General features: G+C 41.1%; 16 protein-coding genes. 12 read left to right on the forward strand and 4 right to left on the reverse strand.

From position 1 onward, the window contains the following. Nucleotides 1-110 precede the first annotated feature (110 nt). Together ACNKW3_RS06750 and ACNKW3_RS06755 are read left to right on the forward strand one after the other, a co-directional pair. The gene (locus tag ACNKW3_RS06750) at nucleotides 111-1,751 is read left to right on the forward strand and encodes an acetolactate synthase large subunit (RefSeq protein ID WP_427398518.1); all 1,641 of its coding nucleotides are present in this window, start codon (nucleotides 111-113) and stop codon (nucleotides 1,749-1,751) included. Between the two features lie 9 nt (nucleotides 1,752-1,760). Continuing rightward, nucleotides 1,761-3,194 (forward strand): aldehyde dehydrogenase family protein, encoded by a 1,434-nt coding sequence (locus ACNKW3_RS06755; protein WP_427398519.1) that lies wholly within the window; start codon nucleotides 1,761-1,763, stop codon nucleotides 3,192-3,194. Nucleotides 3,195-3,264: 70 nt separating this feature from the next. Here the strand turns inward: ACNKW3_RS06755 and ACNKW3_RS06760 are convergent, their stop codons facing one another. The 3 genes from ACNKW3_RS06760 to efp all read right to left on the reverse strand — a co-directional run bounded on the left by ACNKW3_RS06760 (nucleotide 3,265) and on the right by efp (nucleotide 5,457). Next, nucleotides 3,265-3,783 carry a hypothetical protein gene (locus tag ACNKW3_RS06760; RefSeq protein ID WP_427398520.1) on the reverse strand — a complete coding sequence of 173 codons (519 nt, stop codon included), beginning with the start codon at nucleotides 3,781-3,783 and terminating at the stop codon, nucleotides 3,265-3,267. A gap of 115 nt (nucleotides 3,784-3,898) precedes the next feature. Next, on the reverse strand, nucleotides 3,899-4,879 hold the full coding sequence (gene epmA, locus ACNKW3_RS06765; protein ID WP_427398521.1) for an elongation factor P--(R)-beta-lysine ligase: 981 nt from the start codon (nucleotides 4,877-4,879) through the stop codon (nucleotides 3,899-3,901). Between the two features lie 8 nt (nucleotides 4,880-4,887). After that, on the reverse strand, nucleotides 4,888-5,457 hold the full coding sequence (gene efp, locus ACNKW3_RS06770; RefSeq protein WP_427398522.1) for an elongation factor P: 570 nt from the start codon (nucleotides 5,455-5,457) through the stop codon (nucleotides 4,888-4,890). Nucleotides 5,458-5,493: 36 nt separating this feature from the next. Here efp and epmB point away from each other — a divergent pair, with 36 nt between their 5' ends. The 5 genes from epmB (at nucleotide 5,494) to ACNKW3_RS06795 (ending at nucleotide 13,608) form a co-directional block, all read left to right on the forward strand. Further along, entirely contained in the window at nucleotides 5,494-6,519 is a 1,026-nt protein-coding gene (gene epmB, locus ACNKW3_RS06775) for an EF-P beta-lysylation protein EpmB (RefSeq protein WP_427398523.1), read from the forward strand. A 588-nt stretch (nucleotides 6,520-7,107) separates the two neighbouring features. Continuing rightward, nucleotides 7,108-10,152 carry a TonB-dependent receptor gene (locus ACNKW3_RS06780; protein ID WP_427398524.1) on the forward strand — a complete coding sequence of 1,015 codons (3,045 nt, stop codon included), beginning with the start codon at nucleotides 7,108-7,110 and terminating at the stop codon, nucleotides 10,150-10,152. A 186-nt stretch (nucleotides 10,153-10,338) separates the two neighbouring features. Beyond that, the gene (locus tag ACNKW3_RS06785; RefSeq protein WP_427398525.1) at nucleotides 10,339-11,070 is read left to right on the forward strand and encodes a SapC family protein; all 732 of its coding nucleotides are present in this window, start codon (nucleotides 10,339-10,341) and stop codon (nucleotides 11,068-11,070) included. 11 nt (nucleotides 11,071-11,081) lie between these two features. Next, a complete protein-coding gene (locus tag ACNKW3_RS06790; RefSeq protein WP_427398526.1) occupies nucleotides 11,082-12,116 on the forward strand; it encodes a cupin-like domain-containing protein in 1,035 nt (344 codons plus the stop codon). A gap of 13 nt (nucleotides 12,117-12,129) precedes the next feature. Continuing rightward, entirely contained in the window at nucleotides 12,130-13,608 is a 1,479-nt protein-coding gene (locus tag ACNKW3_RS06795; RefSeq protein ID WP_427398527.1) for a tryptophan halogenase family protein, read from the forward strand. Between the two features lie 55 nt (nucleotides 13,609-13,663). Here ACNKW3_RS06795 and ACNKW3_RS06800 read toward each other — a convergent pair whose 3' ends face one another. Further along, nucleotides 13,664-14,863 (reverse strand): DUF4861 family protein, encoded by a 1,200-nt coding sequence (locus ACNKW3_RS06800; RefSeq protein WP_427398528.1) that lies wholly within the window; start codon nucleotides 14,861-14,863, stop codon nucleotides 13,664-13,666. 147 nt (nucleotides 14,864-15,010) lie between these two features. On the opposite strand from ACNKW3_RS06800, the gene ACNKW3_RS06805 reads away from it, so the two are divergent. From ACNKW3_RS06805 to ACNKW3_RS06825, 5 genes are all read left to right on the forward strand, one after another. Further along, nucleotides 15,011-15,994 (forward strand): TRAP transporter substrate-binding protein, encoded by a 984-nt coding sequence (locus ACNKW3_RS06805; protein ID WP_427398529.1) that lies wholly within the window; start codon nucleotides 15,011-15,013, stop codon nucleotides 15,992-15,994. A 1-nt stretch (nucleotide 15,995) separates the two neighbouring features. Continuing rightward, nucleotides 15,996-16,487 (forward strand): TRAP transporter small permease, encoded by a 492-nt coding sequence (locus tag ACNKW3_RS06810; protein WP_427398530.1) that lies wholly within the window; start codon nucleotides 15,996-15,998, stop codon nucleotides 16,485-16,487. Further along, complete coding sequence (locus tag ACNKW3_RS06815) at nucleotides 16,487-17,782, forward strand: TRAP transporter large permease (RefSeq protein WP_427398531.1); 1,296 nt, start codon at nucleotides 16,487-16,489, stop codon at nucleotides 17,780-17,782. Before ACNKW3_RS06810 ends, ACNKW3_RS06815 begins: the two co-directional genes overlap by 1 nt. 75 nt (nucleotides 17,783-17,857) lie before the next feature. Continuing rightward, nucleotides 17,858-18,874, forward strand: a complete 1,017-nt coding sequence (locus ACNKW3_RS06820) for a LacI family DNA-binding transcriptional regulator (protein WP_427398532.1) — start codon at nucleotides 17,858-17,860, stop codon at nucleotides 18,872-18,874. A 148-nt stretch (nucleotides 18,875-19,022) separates the two neighbouring features. Further along, nucleotides 19,023-20,507: a UxaA family hydrolase gene (locus tag ACNKW3_RS06825; RefSeq protein WP_427398533.1), complete on the forward strand. Its 1,485-nt coding sequence runs from the start codon at nucleotides 19,023-19,025 to the stop codon at nucleotides 20,505-20,507. The last annotated feature ends 7 nt before the right edge of the window (nucleotides 20,508-20,514 follow it).

The raw sequence follows: 20,514 nt of genomic DNA on the forward strand, positions 1-20,514 counted from the left end.
TAAAAAAAAACGAACTATTTAAGCCCTTTATCAGTTCAATATGAACAACATTGGTCTAAAGTAGTGACCATAGAGTAAGTATGTTACTGGCATTTTGCATAAGGAGTTCCATGAAAGCATCTGATTTAATGGTGAAGGCACTTGAAGCTGAAGGCGTAGAGTTTATTTTCGGCATACCAGGTGAAGAAAATCTGGATTTACTAGAGTCACTACGTGAATCCAGCATAAAGTTAATATTAACTAGACACGAACAAGGCGCCGGCTTTATGGCCGCTACTTATGGCAGATTGACCGGTAAGGTTGGCGTGTGCATCTCCACGCTAGGACCAGGGGCAACTAACTTAGTAACCAGTGCCGCTTACGCGCAATTGGGAGCGATGCCAATATTAATGATAACTGGCCAAAAACCTATAAAGACCAGTAAACAAGGGCGTTTTCAAGTTATCGACGTTGTCGATATGATGCGACCAATTACCAAATACACAACTCAGGTTGTCAGCGGCGATCGCATTCCATCGGTTGTTAGAGAGGCTTTTAGAATTGCCAGTGAAGAGCGCCCAGGCGCTGTGCATATTGAACTTCCTGAAGATATCGCTGACGAGGAAACCAAGGCATCCTTGATCCCCCCAAGTGTGGTAAGGCGCCCGATTGCTGAGTACAAGGCGATCAATAAAGCGGTTGAAATGATTGAAAAAGCAAAGTCGCCTTTACTGTTAATTGGCGCAGGTGCCAACCGTAAACTGACAGCAAAAATGCTACGTGAATTCGTGGATAAAACTGGCATTCCTTTTATCACTACTCAAATGGGTAAAGGCGTAATTGATGAAACCGATCCCTTGTTTGTCGGCAACACCGCCTTATCCAGCGGAGACTTCGTGCACCGCGCAATCAAAAGAGCTGATTTGATTATAAACGTTGGACACGATGTTGTGGAAAAACCACCTTTCTTCATGGAAAGCAATGGTCAAAAAGTTATTCATATTAATTTTGATTCTGCGGCAGTCGACCCAGTTTATTTTCCGCAGTTAGAAGTGGTCGGCGACATTGCTAATAGTATTTGGCAAGTTAAAGAAGCGATTCAATCCCAGCCACATTGGAAACTAGACTTTTATAAAGATGTGCATGATGCCTATTGTGAGCATAGAACTCAGGCAGAAAAAGACGACAGATTCCCTATATTACCTGAGCGATTAGTCAAAGAAGTTCGCGAATCAATGCCCAACGATGGAATTGTAACCCTTGATAATGGCGTGTATAAAATCTGGTTTGCCAGAAACTACGCAGCAAACTTCCCCAATACGTTACTTCTTGATAATGCGCTAGCCACCATGGGAGCAGGCTTACCATCAGCCATGGCCGCAAAATTAGTTTACCCTGACAAAGCTGTATTATCGGTGTGTGGTGACGGCGGCTTTATGATGAACAGTCAGGAATTAGAAACCGCGGTACGACTGAATTTACATATAGTGGTAATTATTTTACGCGACGATGCTTATGGCATGATTAAATGGAAACAAGCCAATATGGGATTTGGAAACTTCGGTTTAGATTATGGTAACCCAGATTTTGTGAAATACGTTGAAAGTTACGGTGGCAAAGGCTGGAGAGTCAATTCTGTCGCCGAATTAGGCAATAGAATCAAGGAGTGTTTATCAGATCATGCTGTCCATCTTATTGATGTTGCAGTTGATTACAGTCTGAATGACCAAACGCTGAACAAAACAATCAAAGAATTAAGTGAAAAACTTTAAGGACATAGAATGCTAGCAGATAAATATCCCTATTATTTGGCGAATGAACCGATTTATGCAAATACTGACCTTAGTGTTGTTGACAAATATACTCAAGAAACCGCTACCAAAGTAGCGATGGCAGATGCCAGCGTCATCGATAAGGCAATTGCTGCGGCAGAAGCTGCGCAACCAGAAATGACCAAGATGCCGCCTTATAAGCGCCAGCAAATTTTAGAACATTGTATAAAGCGGTTTAAAGAACGCGCTGATGAATTGGCTGATGCTTTGTGTATCGAAGCGGGAAAACCGATTAAAGATGCCAGAGGTGAGGTTACGCGCCTGATTGATACTTTCAAAATTGCGGCTGAAGAAGCGGTGCGTATTAATGGTGAAGTGACCAATCTGGAAATTACCGAACGAGCGAAAGGCTATACTGGCATGTATAAACGAGTGCCTATAGGCCCTTGCTCCTTTATTTCACCGTTTAACTTTCCGTTAAACTTAACTGCGCATAAAGTAGCACCAGCTATTGCAGCAGGCTGTACCTTCATTTTAAAACCTGCTAGTCGCACTCCCATAGGTGCTTTGATAATTGGTGAAATTTTAGCTGAAACTGACTTGCCAAAGGGTGCATTTTCAATCTTACCTTGTAGTAGAGACGGAGCAGACTTATTCACTACAGATGAGCGTCTTAAGCTGTTGAGTTTCACTGGCTCTCCTGATGTCGGTTGGGCACTTAAAGCAAAGGCCGGGAAGAAACCTGTGGTGTTAGAATTAGGCGGAAACGCCGCTGTGGTTGTGGATCATGACACCGATTTAGAAGACGCAATTGAGCGCATTATTTTTGGCGCTTATTATCAGTCAGGACAAAGTTGTATCGGCGTTCAGCGAATTTTAGTGCACACTTCATTGTACGATGATTTTAAAGCCCGCTATGTGAAAAAAGTTTCAGCTTTAGTGCATGGTAATCCTCACAGCGAAGAGACTTTCGTCGGGCCTATGATTGCGCCATCAGAAGCTGAGCGCTTGGAAAATTGGATCAATGAAGCCAAAGATAAAGGTGCCAGTGTGCTTTGCGGTGGTGAACGAGACGGCGCAATGTTGCAAGCCACGGTGTTAGAAAATGTCCCTCGCGAATGTAAGATAGTATCAGAAGAAGCCTTTGGTCCTGTGTCTGTGCTCAGTCAATTTTCAGATTTCGATGAAGCGCTAGCGCGTGTTAATGATTCCCAATTTGGACTGCAAGCCGGTATTTTCACTCGGGACATCTACAAAGCCCATAAAGCATGGGATGTATTAGAAGTTGGCGGTGTCGTTATTGGTGATGTGCCCAGTTGGCGAGTCGACAACATGCCTTATGGCGGTGTTAAGGATTCAGGGCTTGGCCGCGAAGGTATTCGTTATGCCATTGAAGATATGACCGAACTGCGTTTAATGGTATTGCGTACGCCGCAAAAATAAGGGAATAATCTAATCGTCTTTGCAGCAAAACAACCAAGTTTTGCTGCTCCTTAGTCTTTTTAAAATTAATTTACCACTGAAGTCCAAGATGGTTATTTAATTCTGTCAGTAATAATGTCTCAATTTCGTCCTGCAAAATTGCACCGCGGGGATATTTGGGTGCCAATAAATCATTAACAATAACAGCAGAGTCCCAGCCCTTTGTATGTTGCATAAAGAAGCGTACTTCTTGAAGCCCTCCTACTTGGTAGCAGCCAGCTAGACAAGTTAGTACATAAGATAAGTAAACAGGGTAATCTGTTGTAGAGGGGTAAACTTCTAACGATTCACAAATATAAATGTCAGCGGTCGAAAAATAATCTTGTAACGAATTGGGGATTTCACTTTCTATTGTTGGAAATGTGATCTCATCTACTGTTATTTTTGTGAATTTATAATCTCGTTCCCGCAATGAAAATTCTGATGAAAATTGCATGGGTACCAGATGAGCGTTTAATTGTCGCCCTTTAGTCTTAGTTGCGCCTACGTATGTTTGCTGTTCATGAAAACCTCTAGTAATCCATGCTCTAGACCAATCTTTAATAGTCACAGGGAGTACACTTGTGTATACCTTTGAGTAAATTTCTCTACTCTGTTGACTCAATAATGAGCCATATCCTGCTATAAGAACTTTGTCTTTAGTTGCATTGAGGAAGTGAGAATAATCAGTCATACAAGGAGAACGGAAGTACTTGTCGAATATGTGGTTTGCCAGTTTTTAACATCAACAATCGATCAACACCTATCGCCACGCCAGAGCATTCTGGCAAGCCACTTTCAAGGGCTGATAAAAATGCATGGTCAATAGGTTTAATCTGTTTGTTTAGTTTTTTTCTTTGTTTGTTATCTTGCTTAAATCGAATAGCCTGCTCTTTGGAATCCGTTAACTCTTCAAAGCCATTGGCCAGTTCCAACTGTTTAAAGTACATTTCAAATCTAAGCGCTGTATGCTTATCCCCAGATAACTTTGCTAGGGAAGCTTGAGATGCAGGGAAATGGGTCACAATAACAGGCTTGTCCTGACCAATTTTAGGCTCTATATGACGGTTAAATAATACCTGTAACAAACTATCAATAAAATACTGGGAGTCTGAACTTTCTGTCTTTAATAACTCAGCGTATTCTAGCAAGTCATATCGTTCAGCCATTATTAACATATCTTCAAGACTTACTGAAAGAGGATTAAATCCTAATAGATTTTGGAATACCTGTTGATAGGTAATTTGTTCTGATGATATGCCTAATAGTACATTTACCAATGCACTTATCTCATCAATAAGTTGTTGCATTGAGAAACCACAACGATACCATTCAAGCATAGTAAATTCAGGGCTATGATGCCGCCCTACTTCATCGTTTCTGTAACTCTTGCCTAAATAAAAAATATCACCACTACCCGCTGCCAGCAGCCGTTTCATATAAAACTCAGGTGACGTTTGTAGATACAATAACGTACTTTCTTGGCTGCCGGGTAACTGATGCTGGGTTTCTAAGGCTTCAAGGAAAACATCTGTCACCGTGCCTCTTGATAATGCAGGCACATCGACTTCCAGCACTTCTCGCTGTTTGAAAAATTCACGAATATTAGAAAGAAAAGCTGCACGAGTGTGCAGCATTTCAATATCAGATGATGGGTACCACCCCATATTAACCTTTACTTTTGAACGCGAGAAACGTATTCACCACTACGAGTATCGACTTTGATCACTTCGCCAGTTTGCACAAATAAAGGAACGCGCACAACTGCACCTGTGGCTAAGGTTGCTGGTTTTCCACCTGTGCCTGCTGTATCGCCTTTTAATCCAGGATCGGTTTCAACAATTTCAATTTCAACAAAATTAGGCGGTGAAACAGCTATTGGGCTACCATTCCATAAGGTCAGTGTACACACATCATTTTCAACCAACCACTTAACATTATCACCAACCGCTTTTTCATCTGCTGCGATTTGCTCAAACGTCTCATTATTCATAAAATGCCAGAATTCACCATCGTTGTACAAATAGGCTAAATCGGTGTCCATTACATCAGCACCTTCAACACTTTCACCTGAACGAAACGTTTTTTCTAAGACCTTACCGGAAATAAGTTTGCGTATTTTTACGCGGTTGAACGCTTGCCCTTTTCCTGGTTTTACGTATTCATTTTCTAAAATTGCACAAGGCTCACCGTCAAGCATGACTTTAAGACCGGCTTTAAATTCATTTGTGCTGTAATTCGCCATGTAGTCCTCTGATTAATTAGCGGGTAAACTATACAAATGCAGATAATACAGAAAAATTTCATCGAAGTAGAGAGCGACTGGCAAAAAGAACTCGCAAATTCGTTTACCAGACCCGACACTTTACTTGAATATTTAGGCTTAGATCCTAATAAATACAGGTCGCACTTTGATGCGCGGCAACTATTTCCTATGCGAGTGCCCCGCTATTTTGCTAGTCTGATGGAAAGTGGTAATTGGCACGATCCCTTACTGCAACAGGTGATGCCTCATTCGAATGAATATTTAGATTTCGAAGGATTTTTACCAGACCCGTTGCAAGAACAAAAAACAACTTCCCCTGGAATATTGCACAAATATCAATCAAGAGTGCTTCTGATTGTCAAAGGCGGCTGTGCAATCAATTGCCGATATTGTTTTCGACGCCACTTTCCATATCAGCAAAACGCCATGAGCAAAGGCGATTGGATTTCTGTTTTTTCATCTATTCAACAAGACAAAAATATAAATGAAGTCATCTTATCCGGTGGCGATCCACTTATGGCTAAGGACAGTCATTTGTCTTGGATGTGCCAACAAATTGAACAGATCCCGCACATTAAAAGGTTAAGAATCCATACTCGGTTACCTGTTGTATTACCGCAAAGAATTAATGCAGAATTTTTAGCATGGTTAACGCAAAGTCGGCTGCAGAAAGTAATGGTGTTGCACATTAATCATGGAAATGAAATTAGTCCTCTTTTGGCAGAAAAAGTCGCTAAATTAAATGCCTCTAAAGTAACTGTATTGAATCAAGCCGTATTATTAAAAGGTATAAACGACACCTTGGATTCACAGGTTAATTTGCACGAGGCAAGTTTTTCGGCAGGGATTATTCCGTATTATTTACACTTATTAGATAAAGTAAAAGGTGCAGGTCATTTCGATGTTTCTCATGAGAAAGCAGTAACCTTAGCGCAAGAACTGTTAACTAAGTTACCAGGCTTTTTAGTACCAAAGCTTGTCAGAGAGATCCCAGGCGAATCCAGTAAAACACCAGTAGACCTATATGCAAACCAAAGCTAACTATCAGCATTAATGGCATTGTTTAGATAAAAGATTTAAAACCCTCGGTTGGTGAATATTGTTTTCAAGCTATTTTGTTTTTTTGTTCAAAACATTGTTTATAGCAGGAGAAGAATTGCAGTAACTGTGGGCAAAAATCCAAGAGTTGCTTATAACAATTTGTAAAATATTTGTATTTTTATTATAACCACTCGAAGTTTTACCACCCATTCGAATCTTAATTTGTTAAAATTTAGTTAACGTATAAACAAATTACATAACGCCTCACGTTTGACCGAATAGCTTGAAAAACCTATACTTTAGGGTATTACGTTACAGCTAATTACATGATGTAGTAGAGACTTTTCGCAACGAAGTTTTAATGCATGTAAATTATTAGTAAACGTAATATTTAAAAAAAATGAAATGTTTGATTGTCGCTATTTTTTTTTGTAAGCTAGCGACCGCGCTTTTTTTGAATAAATGAGAGTTTAATGAAAGCGCTTTCATAGCTACTTTTCAACACGTTTAGTGCATGAAAATGGTAAAGGAAAAACGACAAGTTAAACGATATAGCACATTCATCATTGTGGGATCTGGAGAAAGCACATGGCTAGAAGAAAGTTTGCCAAGACACAACTGGCAACAAGTTTATCATTAATATTAGGTGTTTCGATGTCGACACCGCTATTAGCTCAAGAAGATAGTAGCGCAGATGGCGAAACTGAAGTCATTCAGGTAACCGGTATTCGAGGTAGTTTACAAGAAGCAGCCTCGATTAAACGTTCATCCGCAGGTGTTGTTGACGCAATTTCTGCTGAAGATATAGGTAAATTTCCTGATACAAACTTAGCAGAATCATTGCAGCGTATTACCGGTGTATCGATAAGCCGAACTAATGGTGAAGGTTCTGAGGTTACTGTTCGTGGTTTTGCTGGCGGTAACAACATGATTACCTTAAATGGCAGAACCATGCCAGCCGCTATCACTTATGGCGCAGGCTCTGGCGCTGATGGTACGACTCGCGGCGGTAACACCCGTTCATTTGATTTTGCAAACTTAGCTTCTGAAGCCATTCGTGCTGTAGAAGTTTACAAAACCGGTAAAGCTAACATAGCCACTGGTGGTATTGGTGCAACCATCAACATCATAACCGCCAAGCCTTTAGATCAAGAAGGCTTTGTTGCCACTGCTGGGGTTAAAGCTGTAAACGATACCACGAATCGTACTGGTGATGATATTACGCCAGAAGTGTCGGCCATTGTAAGTTATGCAAACGATGATGCGACTTGGGGTGTTAGTGTTGCGGCTATCCACCAACAACGAGATTCTGGCTACACTGGCGCAACCGTAAACAACTGGAACATAGATTATTGGGATGACATTGCAGATCCTGATAGATTGTGGAACAACGCAGATGCTAACTATGTAAATGCACCTGAACAAGGTCAGTTATATGCACGTCCGAATGATATCCGTTATGCGTTTTCTAATACTCAACGTACAAGAGATAATCTTCAGTTAAATCTTCAATTTGCACCTACTGATAATTTCACAGGTTCTATCGATTATACCTTTGCTGAAAACGAAATTGTTGAGCAACGTGGTGAAATTACCAACTGGCTTCAGACAGGTACCAATACTGATACAGTTGAATTTGATAACTCAGTTGTAAAAACACCAATTTACGTATCAGAAGTATATGCTGGCGGTATTGATGAAGGTTATGAGCAACAATGGCGCGAACAAACTAACACGTTAGATTCCATTGGTGTTAATTTTGAATATGCAGTCAGTGACGACTTTACCATCATTTTTGATGCTCACGACTCAGAAATGCACAGCCGAGGCACAGGTCCTAGAGGTTCAGGTGAAATCGCAGTGGGTCTTGGTGCGCCAACAGTTACTGATCGCGAATGGTTCTGGGATGGTGAATTACCCACTTACTTGAACAGTTATGATGACAGTATCCGCGGTGCCAACAATAACGGACAAGTTGACGCAGGCGATGTCGGCTCGTCAATCGCGCGTATCAGAAACGCATCACAAAAATCTACCATTACACAATTTAAATTAGACGCTGAATATATGTTGGATAACGGCCGCTTTGATTTTGGTATCGAAGCGCGTGAAATGGAATCGCGTTCTTTCCAAACTGCCGGTAACAACATCGCACTAGGTAACTGGGGTGTTGCTAATCCTGGCGAATTTGGTGATTTGATTCAGCCATTCGATCTGCCTGGCGAATTTGATGATTACGGGGTAAGAGCTGGCGGATATGGCTTCATTGCAGATGCAAGAGAACTTTATACTGCAGCTGAGAGTTTATATCCTGGTATTCCTTCTGGCACAGAAACCGCACTTTCATTTGACGATACCATCCAAGAAGACACGCTAGCAGCGTATGCTCAAGTTGCTTTAGATGGTGAAATTGGTGATATGTTCTTTAGCGTACTTACTGGTATTCGTTACGAAGAAACGGAAGTTACATCGACATCTTTGGTGGGTTCAACCTACTTCCAGTGGGAAGATAACAACGATATCATAGCTTATGTCGATGGAAGTGTTCCGCCTTCTCCTGCCAGTGCAGAAAACAAATATGATTTCTTACTGCCAAGCTTAGACGTAAAACTTGAAATTACTGATGATTTAATTGGTCGTTTCTCTTACAGTAAAACTATTGCTAGAGCTGGCTTAGGTAGCCTAGGTGTTTCTGCAAGTAACTTTGCTGGCGGTGGTGGTTCAACCTTGCTAGGTGCACAACCTACAGCTAACGCGTCGAACCCTGGTTTGCTGCCATTAGAGTCTTCCAACGTTGACTTATCTTTAGAGTGGTATTACGACCCCACTAGCTATGCATCTGTCGGATTGTTCCAAAAAGATGTGGTTAACTTCTTAGGATCTCGCCAAGTTGACCAAACCTTACTTGGTATTCGCGATGTTACTGGTGGTCCTCGAGCTCAAGCCGCGGCTCAAGCCTTGCAAGATCGTGGCTTTGCTGTTGACGATACTTCCTTGTACGCAATGGCAGTATTGTTGAGTCAGCCAGGTGCCTTCCCGAACGGAGCTGACGACTACACAGGTACACCTGAGCAAATTCAGCAATTAGCAGAAACTGCAGGCTGGGACTTAAGAGCAAATGATTCAGATCCGCTGACGGTGTTTAGAACCAGCACGCCGGACAACAACCGCGCGGCCAAGATTTACGGTGCAGAGTTTGCGGTACAGCATTTCTTCGGCGAAACTGGTTTTGGTGTTCAGGCGAACTACACCATTGTACGTGGCGATGTAGGCTTTAATAACGAAGCTGATCCGAATGAATCTCAGTTCGCACTTGTGGGTTTAAGTGATACGGCTAACTTGGTTGCACTTTATGAAAAAGACGCATTACAAGCGCGTATCGCATTAAACTGGCGTGACGAGTATTTGGCAGAAGTTAACAAGGGTAGTTCGAATAACCCTCGTTATGTAGAAGCTTACACACAGATCGATATTAATGTTAGTTATGATATTAGTGAAAATCTGACAGTATTCTTCGAAGGTTTAAACATAACCGAAGAAAATATTCGTGAACATGCGCGTAACGAAAGACAGTTATGGTATTTAACTGAACTTGGTGCTCGTTACAACCTTGGTGCTCGATACAAGTTCTAAGTATAAGAACTCAGCACTGGTAACTTAAGTTGCCAGTGCATTGGCTATCAAAAAGCCGCTGATAAAAGCGGCTTTTTCAATTCTAATCAATAACTAGTAAGCTTGTTTCAAATGGGCATTATTGTAAACTGCTTTTTATTAACGGGAAGCAAAATCAGCATTTAGTGGCCGAAGGATATTGTATACATGGCAAATCATGCGTTATTAAATAATATTACTCATAAAGACACCAAAGTCATTTCTCACTATGGAAGTCAGTATGGCGACAACCTAGCAAGTGTCTTAGTGTTTCCTACTGAATTTATAGAATTGCAAAAACATTACCCTATCTTCCTTCGACAAGACCAAGGATCGGGAAAGTATCAATGCGCTGTTCTCTTGGGCTTGGAAAAAGATGAAAATTTGTTTTTAGATGAGTCTCACCCTTCAGGCTGGAATGCTGATTATGTACCAGCCATAGTAAGTCGAGGTCCATTTCTTATTGGCTTTCAACCGCAAGAAGACTCAGATGAGCAAAAAGCCGTAATTCATATTGATATGGATCATCCAAAGGTCAATGAAAATGAAGGACAATCCGTATTCTTAACGCACGGTGGAAATAGTCCTTATTTGGAACATATATCTAAATGTCTGCAGGTAATTAATTCTGGTATGAACATGCAAGCCGATATGTTGGCAAAATTTGTTGAATTAGACCTAATTGAACCCGTTAACATCGATTTTGAATTGGCAAACGGTGAAAAGCGGCAACTTTCAGGTAACTTTACCATTCATGAAGAGAAATTATCATCTTTACCTGCGCAGAGCTTATATGATCTAAATAAAGCTGGGTATTTACAACTTGCTTTCGCAATTATTTCATCCATGACCAATGTGAGAAAACTAATCAATTTAAAAAACTTACGCTTGGCGCAATAGCACGGGGCAACATGTTACCCATAAGTAAAAAAGTCAAAGAAATTGAGATTGTCGAGCCGGGTCAAATTCCTGAAGACATAGATTCAAATCTTGAGCCTCTAATTTTAAGAGGTTTAGTAAAAGATTGGGATCTGGTTCACATAGGTAAAGAGTCAGATACAAAAACTGCGGCTCATTTGAAATCATTTTATAATGGTCGTCCTACTCTCACTTACTTTGGCAGTCCAGACTTGCTGGGGAAATACGGCTACAACGAAAACGCTACTGAACTCAACTTTGAAAAACGTAAAGCGCAATTAGATGAAGTCTTAGACCAAATTGTTAGCCATATCCAAGATGAATCGCCACCCAGTATTTATATCGCTTCAAACGTTATTGATTTAAATTTTCCAGGGTTACGAAAAAACAATGACTTAGATATGTCATTCGCCACTAAGAATCCCAATTCAGAACCGCCAATTCCAAGTATTTGGATCGGTAATAAATCCATTGCGAGATGCCACTATGACGCCTCGGATAATATTGCTTGCGTGGTAAAAGGTGAGCGTCGCTTTATTTTGTTTCCGCCTGATCAAATCGAAAATTTGTATCCTGGCCCCTTATCGCCAACACCCGGCGGCCAAGCTATTAGCATGGTGGATTTACACAACCCAGATTATCTACAGCATCCGAAGTTCAAACAAGCGGTAGAGCATGGACTAGTTGCGGAATTAGCGCCCGGAGACGCTATCTTCATTCCAAGTATGTGGTGGCATCAGGTAGAAGGGTTAGGGAATTTTAATATTCTGGTCAATTATTGGTGGAGTGCAGCCGAGCGATTTATGGGCTCGGCTATGAATGTACTTTATCATGCAATGTTGAGCCTGCGTGATAAACCTCCCCATGAAAAAGCCGCATGGAAGCATGTATTTGATTACTACATATTCAATAATCAATCGCTACCAACTGAACATTTACCTGAAGAGTCCCATGGATTTCTTGAGCCCATGGACGAATTTAAATCTCGTCAGTTACGCGCCATGTTAATCAACAAATTAAATAGATAAAGAGAGTTTAGCAGTGAAAAATACGGTTCAGACCATTGTAATCGCCGGCGGAGGAACTGCCGGTTGGACAGCAGCAGCTGCAATTGCTAAGCAAATGGGACCTACGGTGAATCTTATTCTGGTGGAGTCTGATGATATTGGTACTGTAGGAGTTGGTGAAGCTACAATTCCACCAATGCGAGTCTTTCATAAACTATTGGGCATTAATGAACAAGACTTCATGCGAGCAACCTCTGCAACCTTCAAATTGGGCATTCAATTTGAAAATTGGGGACAAAAAGGTGATACCTATATCCATTCATTTGGGCTGACGGGCAGAGAAAGTTTTGTTGCGCCTTTTCATCATTTTTGGCTGTATGGTAAAGAACAAGGATTTGCCAAAGAATTTGGTAAGTATTGTTTTGAACTAGAAGCGGCAAAACAAGACAAGTTCGCCACATCTGAAAAGGCAAACGTCCAATTCGCCTATCATTTAGATTCCAGTCAATATGCTGTGCTGTTAAGAAATTACAGTGAAAGTCGCGGCGTTGTCAGAAAAGAAGGCAAAATTAAACAGGTAAAACAAGACCCAACATCTGGCTTTATCCAAAGTATAGTGCTTGAATCAGGAGAAGAAATTGCTGGCGATTTCTTTATCGACTGCACGGGATTTAGAGGTTTACTCATAGAAGAAACCTTAAAAACGGGTTATCAAGATTGGTCCCATTGGCTTCCTTGCGATAGTGCGGTGGCAGTGCAAACCGAAAGCGTCGGAGCCCCAAGACCTATTACTAGAGCTATCGCCCACGATAGTGGCTGGCAGTGGCAAATTCCTTTGCAACATAGGGTCGGCAATGGCTTAGTTTATTGCAGTCAATATATGCCCGACGAAGAGGCAATACCATTTTTGCTTAACGAAGTATCGGGCACTCCCATTACTCAACCTAAAGTCATTAAATTTAAGACCGGAAGACGGCTAAAAGCATGGAATAAAAACTGCTTGGCCTTGGGCTTGTCTAGCGGCTTTGTTGAGCCACTTGAATCAACCAGTATTCATCTTATTATGATGGGTATTATTCGATTCCTTAAACTGTTTCCAAATGGTGTTGTCAATCAGACCATTGAAGATGAGTATAATCGTCAAACCATAGATGAAATTACCAAAATCCGTGATTTTATTATTTTGCATTACCACGCAACGGCTCGACAAGACACGCCTTTTTGGCAATATTGTCATGATATGCAAGTACCAGAAACATTAAAACATCGTATGCAGTTGTTTGAAGAATTTGGTCATGCTTTTCAAGAAGATGGCGAACTCTTTAGAGTCGATTCTTGGACTCAAGTAATGTTAGGTCAAGGCATCATGCCTAAAAACTTCCACGCGAGTGTGAGAGGAATGCCTGTAACTGAACTACAACGCTTTCTACAAGGCATTGAAATGTCCATCGAAAAAAATGTTCAAACAATGCCTTCTCACCAAGCGTTTATTAACGCTTACTGCAGAAAATAACGGACTAAAATAATCCCCCTTTACGCAGGTATTTTACCTGCGCAAAGGCGCCATATTATTGATAAACAACGTAAGCAGGCGCCGCCAATGCTCTTAATTTTTCATTCAATTGCGCTTCAAATTCAGTTTGGTTTTGAGGTCCTTTAGGATGTCCAGGCCAAGTGGCAAAAATAAGATATTCAAACTCTTTTAGCGATTTAAAATGCAGTAAATGTTCAATAGAAGAGGTGGACACCTTTTCGACTTGGTCGTTTTGGTAAAACAATGCCATTCCTAACTGTGCATCTGGTGCAAGCAAGTTTTGTTTACCCCAAGTACCAATTACACTCCAATTTCCAAGGTTTAAACGAATATCTTCGGTGCCTTTGTGTTTAACTAAACCTGTCACCAATCCTTCAATAGGTCTTGAAAGCGACACTTTTATAGAAGAAGAAGGATCGCGTGCTACAATTTCATATTCTGTACTGACATCCACCTCGTCATCAGCTTCTGCAGCTGATCTCCAACCTGCATAGTTGATGGTAAAACCCGCTTGCAATTTAGTATTTTTATCTAAATCCCATCGGGTATTTTCAACATGTTGAAAGTGCATAATTGCATCGCCTGACACGCGGCCTAAGGCCCCTACTCCCAAAGATTTACCGACCTTTAGCGCGTCTCCCCCCCAATCTGCAAGTTCATGATAACTATCATATCCATCCAAACCTACTTGATCTAACACCAATTCAGAATCCGTTTTTACAAAGACATCAATGGCATTGCGCCAGTCTAAATATAAGCGATATCCAATAAGATCATTTTCCCACCCGGGCCCTTCATAGCGTAAATAGTAAGAATGGTCGGTCAATTGTTCAGGCGATTCAAAGGTAGTAACAGGCGTAAAATCGAAACCTTGTGCTTTGTATTCTCGCTCTTCCCATTTTCCATTTGTGCGCACTGACAATTCCGCGTGTGCTAAGTCCGGTGTATTGGATTCTTCCGGTACTAAAGTCAAACTTGTTTCAGTTCCAGGTTCTAGGGCTACCATAACTTCCAGCGCCATTGAACCGTCTTCCTTTTCGACCCATTCCGACACATGGTTTTCAACACTCCATCCAATAAATTTTGGATCTGTTTCTAATGTCACCTTTTGCGACATCTTTGCACCTTGTTCAGGGTTTTTAACAACAAAGTGTACAGATTTTGTCTTTTCTAAATCTTTGCAAGAAAATATTAACACACTGAGTAATATCACTATCCATCTGATTTTTAACATGGTTTTCAACTCTTTTATTTGCTGTCTACATATATTTATTGAATAATATATTGACAAATGCCACCGGTGGCAATTATTTTATTAAATGTTAACAAAACTTTGCAAATATATTGCAACAAACTCTGGTGACAGGTTAATAGATTATTTATGCAGAAAATGAAACAACATATCTTGCTCATAACATTGGTGCTTTGCCTTTTTAGTTGCTCAAAGCAAGAAGATGAGTATCGTATCAGCGTATTGCGATTAGGGCATACCTTGGATACCCAACACTCTGTGCATAAAGCCATGGTATTTTTAGGTGAACGCTTAGAGCATTACTCAAATGGTGCAATGACGGTAAAAATATATCCTGGTAGCCAGTTGGGAACAGAACGAGAGATGATTGAGCTGTTGCAAATTGGCTCATTAGCTATGACCAAGGTATCTGCTAGCCCTCTCGAAGGTTTTGCCCCCTCCATGAAAGTGTTTAGTATTCCCTATATTTTTAGAGATAACAGCCACTTTTGGAAGGTACTCAACAGCGAACTTGGTAAACAACTTTTATCTGGTGTGGAAGAGTTCCGCTTAAAAGGCCTAGGTTATTATGATGCAGGAAGTCGAAGTTTTTATACCACCAAAGCACCTGTTCACACCCCAGAAGATCTTGTTGGCCAGAAAATTAGAGTACTGAACAGTCCCACAGCGGTTGCCACTGTGAGAGCATTAGGCGGTGCCGCTACTCCTGTGTCTTGGGGTGAGCTATACACAGCTTTACAACAAGGTGTGGTCGATGGAGCAGAAAATAATCCACCGAGTTATCACCTTTCACGCCATTATGAAATTGCTCGCTATTATAGTTTAGATGAACATACCAGTGTCCCTGATGTGATGTTATTTTCCTTACCCATCTGGAACAAACTTACTGCCGAACAACAACGCTGGGTGCAACAAGCAATGGATGATTCCATTGTGTTTCAACGTGAACTCTGGCAGACATCTACAAAAGAATCCTTGGCCTTTGTCAAATCACAAGGGGTTACTGTTATCACCCCTGACAAAACACCCTTTGTTAAAGCGGTCGAACCATTTCATCAAAGTTTCGAAGGGACCGAAGTCGGCGAAATCATCAACACCATAAAGGCTATGTAACATGTTAAAAATCAAAAAATTTCTTGATAATGCCCTTGCTGTTGCCTTAGTCATAGCAATGTCGAGTATTCTGTTAACCGTTATATGGCAAGTCATATCTCGCTACCTTTTGAAAGATCCAGCTTCTGTAACCGAAGAGCTATCCCGTTTTATTTTGATTTGGATTGGTATTCTTGGTGCCGCCTATGCGTATAGTCAAAAGGCCCATTTAGGTTTCAATTTAATCGTTGAGAAGATGTCCCAAACTCGTAAACGTATTGTGCTTACCATTGTTGAGCTTTGTGTCATTGCCTTTTGCGCCGTCACGCTAAGCTATGGTGGTATGAAACTGGTCAATCTGACTTTTGAACTGGAACAAATATCTGCGGCTTTGGAAGTTAAAATGGGCTTTATATATTTTGTATTGCCACTATCTGGCTGTTTAATTATTTTTTACGCCATCATGAATATTATTGACGTTTGGACAAATAACACACAGCAGGAGATTCAATAATGGAACTTACCGGATTGATTCTCATTGTTACATTTTTCGTGTTGCTACTGATAAATGTGCCTATTTCTATCAGCATTGGATTATCTACCTTAGTGGCTTTATTGTTCAGTATGGAATTTGAACCAGCAGCGATTACTATTGCTCAACGCATGGCTGGAGGATTAAACAGTTTTGCCTTATTGGCTATTCCCTTCTTTGTATTGTCTGGATTAATCATGGGGCGCGGCGGTATTGCCAAGCGTCTGATTGAATGTGCCATGGCATTAATTGGTGCCTTGCCTGGCGGTTTGGCATTGGTAAACGTGGTATCTTGTATGTTGTTTGGGGCAATTTCAGGATCTGCGGTAGCTGCGACCTCTGCTATTGGTAGCTTTATGTTGCCTGAAATGAAAAAAGCAGGGTATGACGATAATTTTAGTGCCGCTGTAACTGCAGCTGCATCGACAACTGGCATGCTGATCCCACCTAGCAACATCCTCATCATTTATGCCATAGCCAGCGGTGGTGTTTCTATCGCAGCGCTATTTATGGCGGGCTACATTCCTGGTATTTTAGTTGGTTTGGCCTTAATGGTTGTCTGCCTAGTGTACGCAAAGAAAAACGGATATCCGCTGGCAGCTAGACTTCCTATGTCTGTAGTTTTGCAAAAGTTACTTGCAGCCCTACCTTCATTGTTTTTAATCGTATTGGTCATAGGCGGCATTGTAGGAGGTGTTTTTACTGCCACAGAAGCAGGCGCAATGGCGGTAGTCTATGCCCTATTACTATCAGTGGTATTTTATAAAGAAGTAACCATTAAAGAACTTCCCAGTATATTTTTAAAATCCGCTGAAACCACTGCCATAGTGATGCTACTTATTGCAGCCTCTACCGCGATGTCTTGGGTGCTGTCCTATGAGAGTATTCCGCAAACGCTCAGTGAAGCTATGCTGACCTTGAGTGAAAACCCGATCCTAATTTTATTGTTGATCAATCTATTATTGATAGTGGTTGGGGCATTTTTAGATATGACGCCTGCTGTATTGATTTTCACGCCCATTTTCTTACCAGTCGCCATAGAACTAGGGATGACACCACTGCAATTTGGCATCATGATCGTTTTAAACTTATCAATTGGTCTATGTTCTCCTCCGGTCGGTTCTGTGTTATTTATAACCTGTGCAATAGCCAAAACAAAACTTGAAAATATAATACGCCCATTGCTTCCGCTTTACTTTGCAATGTTCGTAGTCTTGATGTTGGTAACTTATTTCCCTTGGGTGAGTGAAGCTTTACCCAGAGCATTAGGATTTTAGAATGCCCATCAAAGACGTTTTAATTATGATACTATTCAGCTGCTATAGCCGCTTGTTTACGGAAGAATAATAAGAATGAATAAACGTCCTACAATAAATGATGTCGCTAGACTAGCAGGCGTGTCCAAACGCACTGTTTCTAGAGTTATCAATGGTGCATCGAATGTGGGTAAAGAAACCCGGGAACGCATACAGTCAATTATTAATGAAACTGGATTTGCGCCAGATAAGCAAGCAAGGGGCCTAGCGGCAAGTCGTTCGTTCCTAATTGGTTTGATTTATGATAATCCAGATGCGTTATATATCGACCAAGTGCAACGTGGTGTATTAAGTATTTGTTCAGAAAAAGGATATGAACTGGTCGTTCATCCTTGTCGATATGATAGTCCTGATTTTGTCAATGATTGCGTCAATTTTGTGCGTCGCTCAAATATTGATGGTGTCATCATTTTACCTCCAGTATCTGAATCAAAATCCTTAGCAGAAGCCCTGCAAAGCAGTGGAATTAATTACGTTCGCATGGCGTCAGTTGATTTAGACGATCACCGCAACATAGTGGTATCTGATGACAGGGCGGCACTAAGGGACCTAGCCCGGTATATGGTATCTTTAGGCCATCGCGATATCGGTATAATTAGTGGCCCCAAACATTATTATTCATCCACAGAACGTCTAGAAGGTTTCTTGGAGGCGGTAACCGAGTTAGATGTGCAAATTTCATCGACTAGAATTGTAGAGGGTAAAAATACCTATGAAAGCGGCATCGAATGCGGACGCACTCTTTTAATACAGTCACCAAGAGTTACAGCGATCTTTGCCAACAACGATGAAATGGCAGCTGGGGTACTCAAAGTGGCCCACGAGATGGGCATATCCGTCCCTGAGGAATTATCAGTAGCGGGATTTGATGATAACTTACTGGCATCTAGAGTTATTCCGTCTTTAACCACTATTCAAAGACCTGTCGGCGATATGGCTGCTCTAGCAGCAAGGAAAATTATTGCTCACATTGAAGGGACTGAATTAAGTGATATTGATACTTATTTGGTCAAACCTCAGCTTATGATCAGAGAATCTATTAAGCGACTTTAAATGTTAATAAAAGTTGAAAAAAGTTGTATTAAACCTTACTATGCCACCGGTAGCATCGATAGATAAAACACCGGACAGAAAATAGCGTCTTTAAAGACATCTTTGATTATCAAGAGAAGCGTTAAATTTAATTTTTTGAGAGAATATTATGGTCAATAAAATATCGCTAATTAAAGTCCATGCCGACGACAATGTCGCTGTATGTACTAGAGCGGTAACATCCGGTGAAACGCTATCGCCGCTAAACATTAGTCCTCTTGAAGATATAGCAGCAGGCCATAAAATCGCGCTAGAAAATATAAAACAGGGTGATGTCATTACTAAATACGGGTTCCCTATTGGTATGGCAACCCAAGATATACTTCAAGGTGCTCATGTTCATTCCCACAATCTAAAGACTTTATTAAAAGATTCAGATGAATTTGAATATTCACCGGTTTCTTTTGCTGATACACCAGCACCTCAATCACGTACATTTAAAGGTTACCGTCGAGAAAATGGTAAAGTCGGTATTCGTAATGAAGTCTGGATTATTAACACCGTAGGATGTGTTAATCGAACGGCTGAACGCATTGCACAAGAGTGTTCACTACGATTTTTTGGCAAATGCGATGGTTTTAGATCTTATACCCACCCATTTGGCTGCTCCCAATTAGGTGACGACCTCGACGACACTCGCACAATTTTGGCTTCTTTGGCTTCTCACCCAAATGCAGGGGCAGTGTTAATTGTCGGTCTAGGTTGTGAAAATAATCAATTGTCTAAATTACTGCCTAATGTTGATCAACCCGAAAATCGTATTCGCTATTTTAACTCTCAAGAAGTCACTGACGAACTTGAAGAGGGCATCAAAGCAGTGGAATCACTATTGCGCTCTATGGAAAATGACCAAAGAGAAGATGTCAGTGTTAGTGAGTTAGTGCTGGGAATGAAGTGTGGCGGCAGTGATGCTTTTAGTGGTATCACGGCAAATCCAACAGTAGGACGCGTGACAGATCTTATGTGTGATTTAGGTGGTTCAGTGCTACTAACTGAAACGCCTGAGATGTTTGGTGCAGAGCAATTATTAATGAATCGCGCCAAAAACCAGACTGTGTTTGAAAATATCAAATCACTCATATTAGAGTTTAAGCAGTACTTTGTTAGTCATAAACAGCCTGTGTATGAAAATCCCTCTCCGGGAAACAAAGCCGGCGGCTTGACTACTTTAGAAGAAAAATCTTTGGGTGCAGTACAAAAAGGTGGACAGGCGCAAATTCAAAGTGTGCTGCAATACGGTGAAAAATTAGCTTGCAAGGGACTATCGCTATTACAAGCACCGGGAAATGATGCAGTGAGCTCAACGGCCCTAGCGGCGAGTGGCGCGCACATTGTGTTATTTACCACAGGTCGGGGAACTCCCTTAGGCTTTCCCGTACCTACAGTTAAGATTTCATCTAACTCCGATTTAGCACAAAGAAAACCTCATTGGATTGACTTTAATGCAGGCGTAATTTTAGAAGACACTCCCATAGATGAATGTGCCAATGCACTTCTACAGCAGTGTATCGATATTGCGTCTGGACAACTCACATGCAACGAAAAAAATGGTAGTCAGGAAATTGCCATTTGGAAACGTGGCGTAACGCTTTAAGAAGAAA

The organism is Glaciecola sp. 1036, from assembly GCF_050306235.1.
Classification (GTDB): Bacteria; Pseudomonadota; Gammaproteobacteria; order Enterobacterales; family Alteromonadaceae; genus Glaciecola.

Coding starts and splice junctions, on each gene's coding strand:
- ACNKW3_RS06790 (WP_427398526.1), top strand. CDS start 11,082: ATGTTACCCATAAGTAAAAAAGTCAAAGAAATTGAGATTGTCGAGCCG.
- ACNKW3_RS06825 (WP_427398533.1), top strand. CDS start 19,023: ATGGTCAATAAAATATCGCTAATTAAAGTCCATGCCGACGACAATGTC.
- ACNKW3_RS06820 (WP_427398532.1), top strand. CDS start 17,858: ATGAATAAACGTCCTACAATAAATGATGTCGCTAGACTAGCAGGCGTG.
- ACNKW3_RS06780 (WP_427398524.1), top strand. CDS start 7,108: ATGGCTAGAAGAAAGTTTGCCAAGACACAACTGGCAACAAGTTTATCA.
- ACNKW3_RS06785 (WP_427398525.1), top strand. CDS start 10,339: ATGGCAAATCATGCGTTATTAAATAATATTACTCATAAAGACACCAAA.
- ACNKW3_RS06815 (WP_427398531.1), top strand. CDS start 16,487: ATGGAACTTACCGGATTGATTCTCATTGTTACATTTTTCGTGTTGCTA.
- epmA (WP_427398521.1), bottom strand. CDS start 4,879: ATGGGGTGGTACCCATCATCTGATATTGAAATGCTGCACACTCGTGCA.
- ACNKW3_RS06755 (WP_427398519.1), top strand. CDS start 1,761: ATGCTAGCAGATAAATATCCCTATTATTTGGCGAATGAACCGATTTAT.
- efp (WP_427398522.1), bottom strand. CDS start 5,457: ATGGCGAATTACAGCACAAATGAATTTAAAGCCGGTCTTAAAGTCATG.
- epmB (WP_427398523.1), top strand. CDS start 5,494: ATGCAGATAATACAGAAAAATTTCATCGAAGTAGAGAGCGACTGGCAA.
- ACNKW3_RS06750 (WP_427398518.1), top strand. CDS start 111: ATGAAAGCATCTGATTTAATGGTGAAGGCACTTGAAGCTGAAGGCGTA.
- ACNKW3_RS06810 (WP_427398530.1), top strand. CDS start 15,996: ATGTTAAAAATCAAAAAATTTCTTGATAATGCCCTTGCTGTTGCCTTA.
- ACNKW3_RS06800 (WP_427398528.1), bottom strand. CDS start 14,863: ATGTTAAAAATCAGATGGATAGTGATATTACTCAGTGTGTTAATATTT.
- ACNKW3_RS06805 (WP_427398529.1), top strand. CDS start 15,011: ATGCAGAAAATGAAACAACATATCTTGCTCATAACATTGGTGCTTTGC.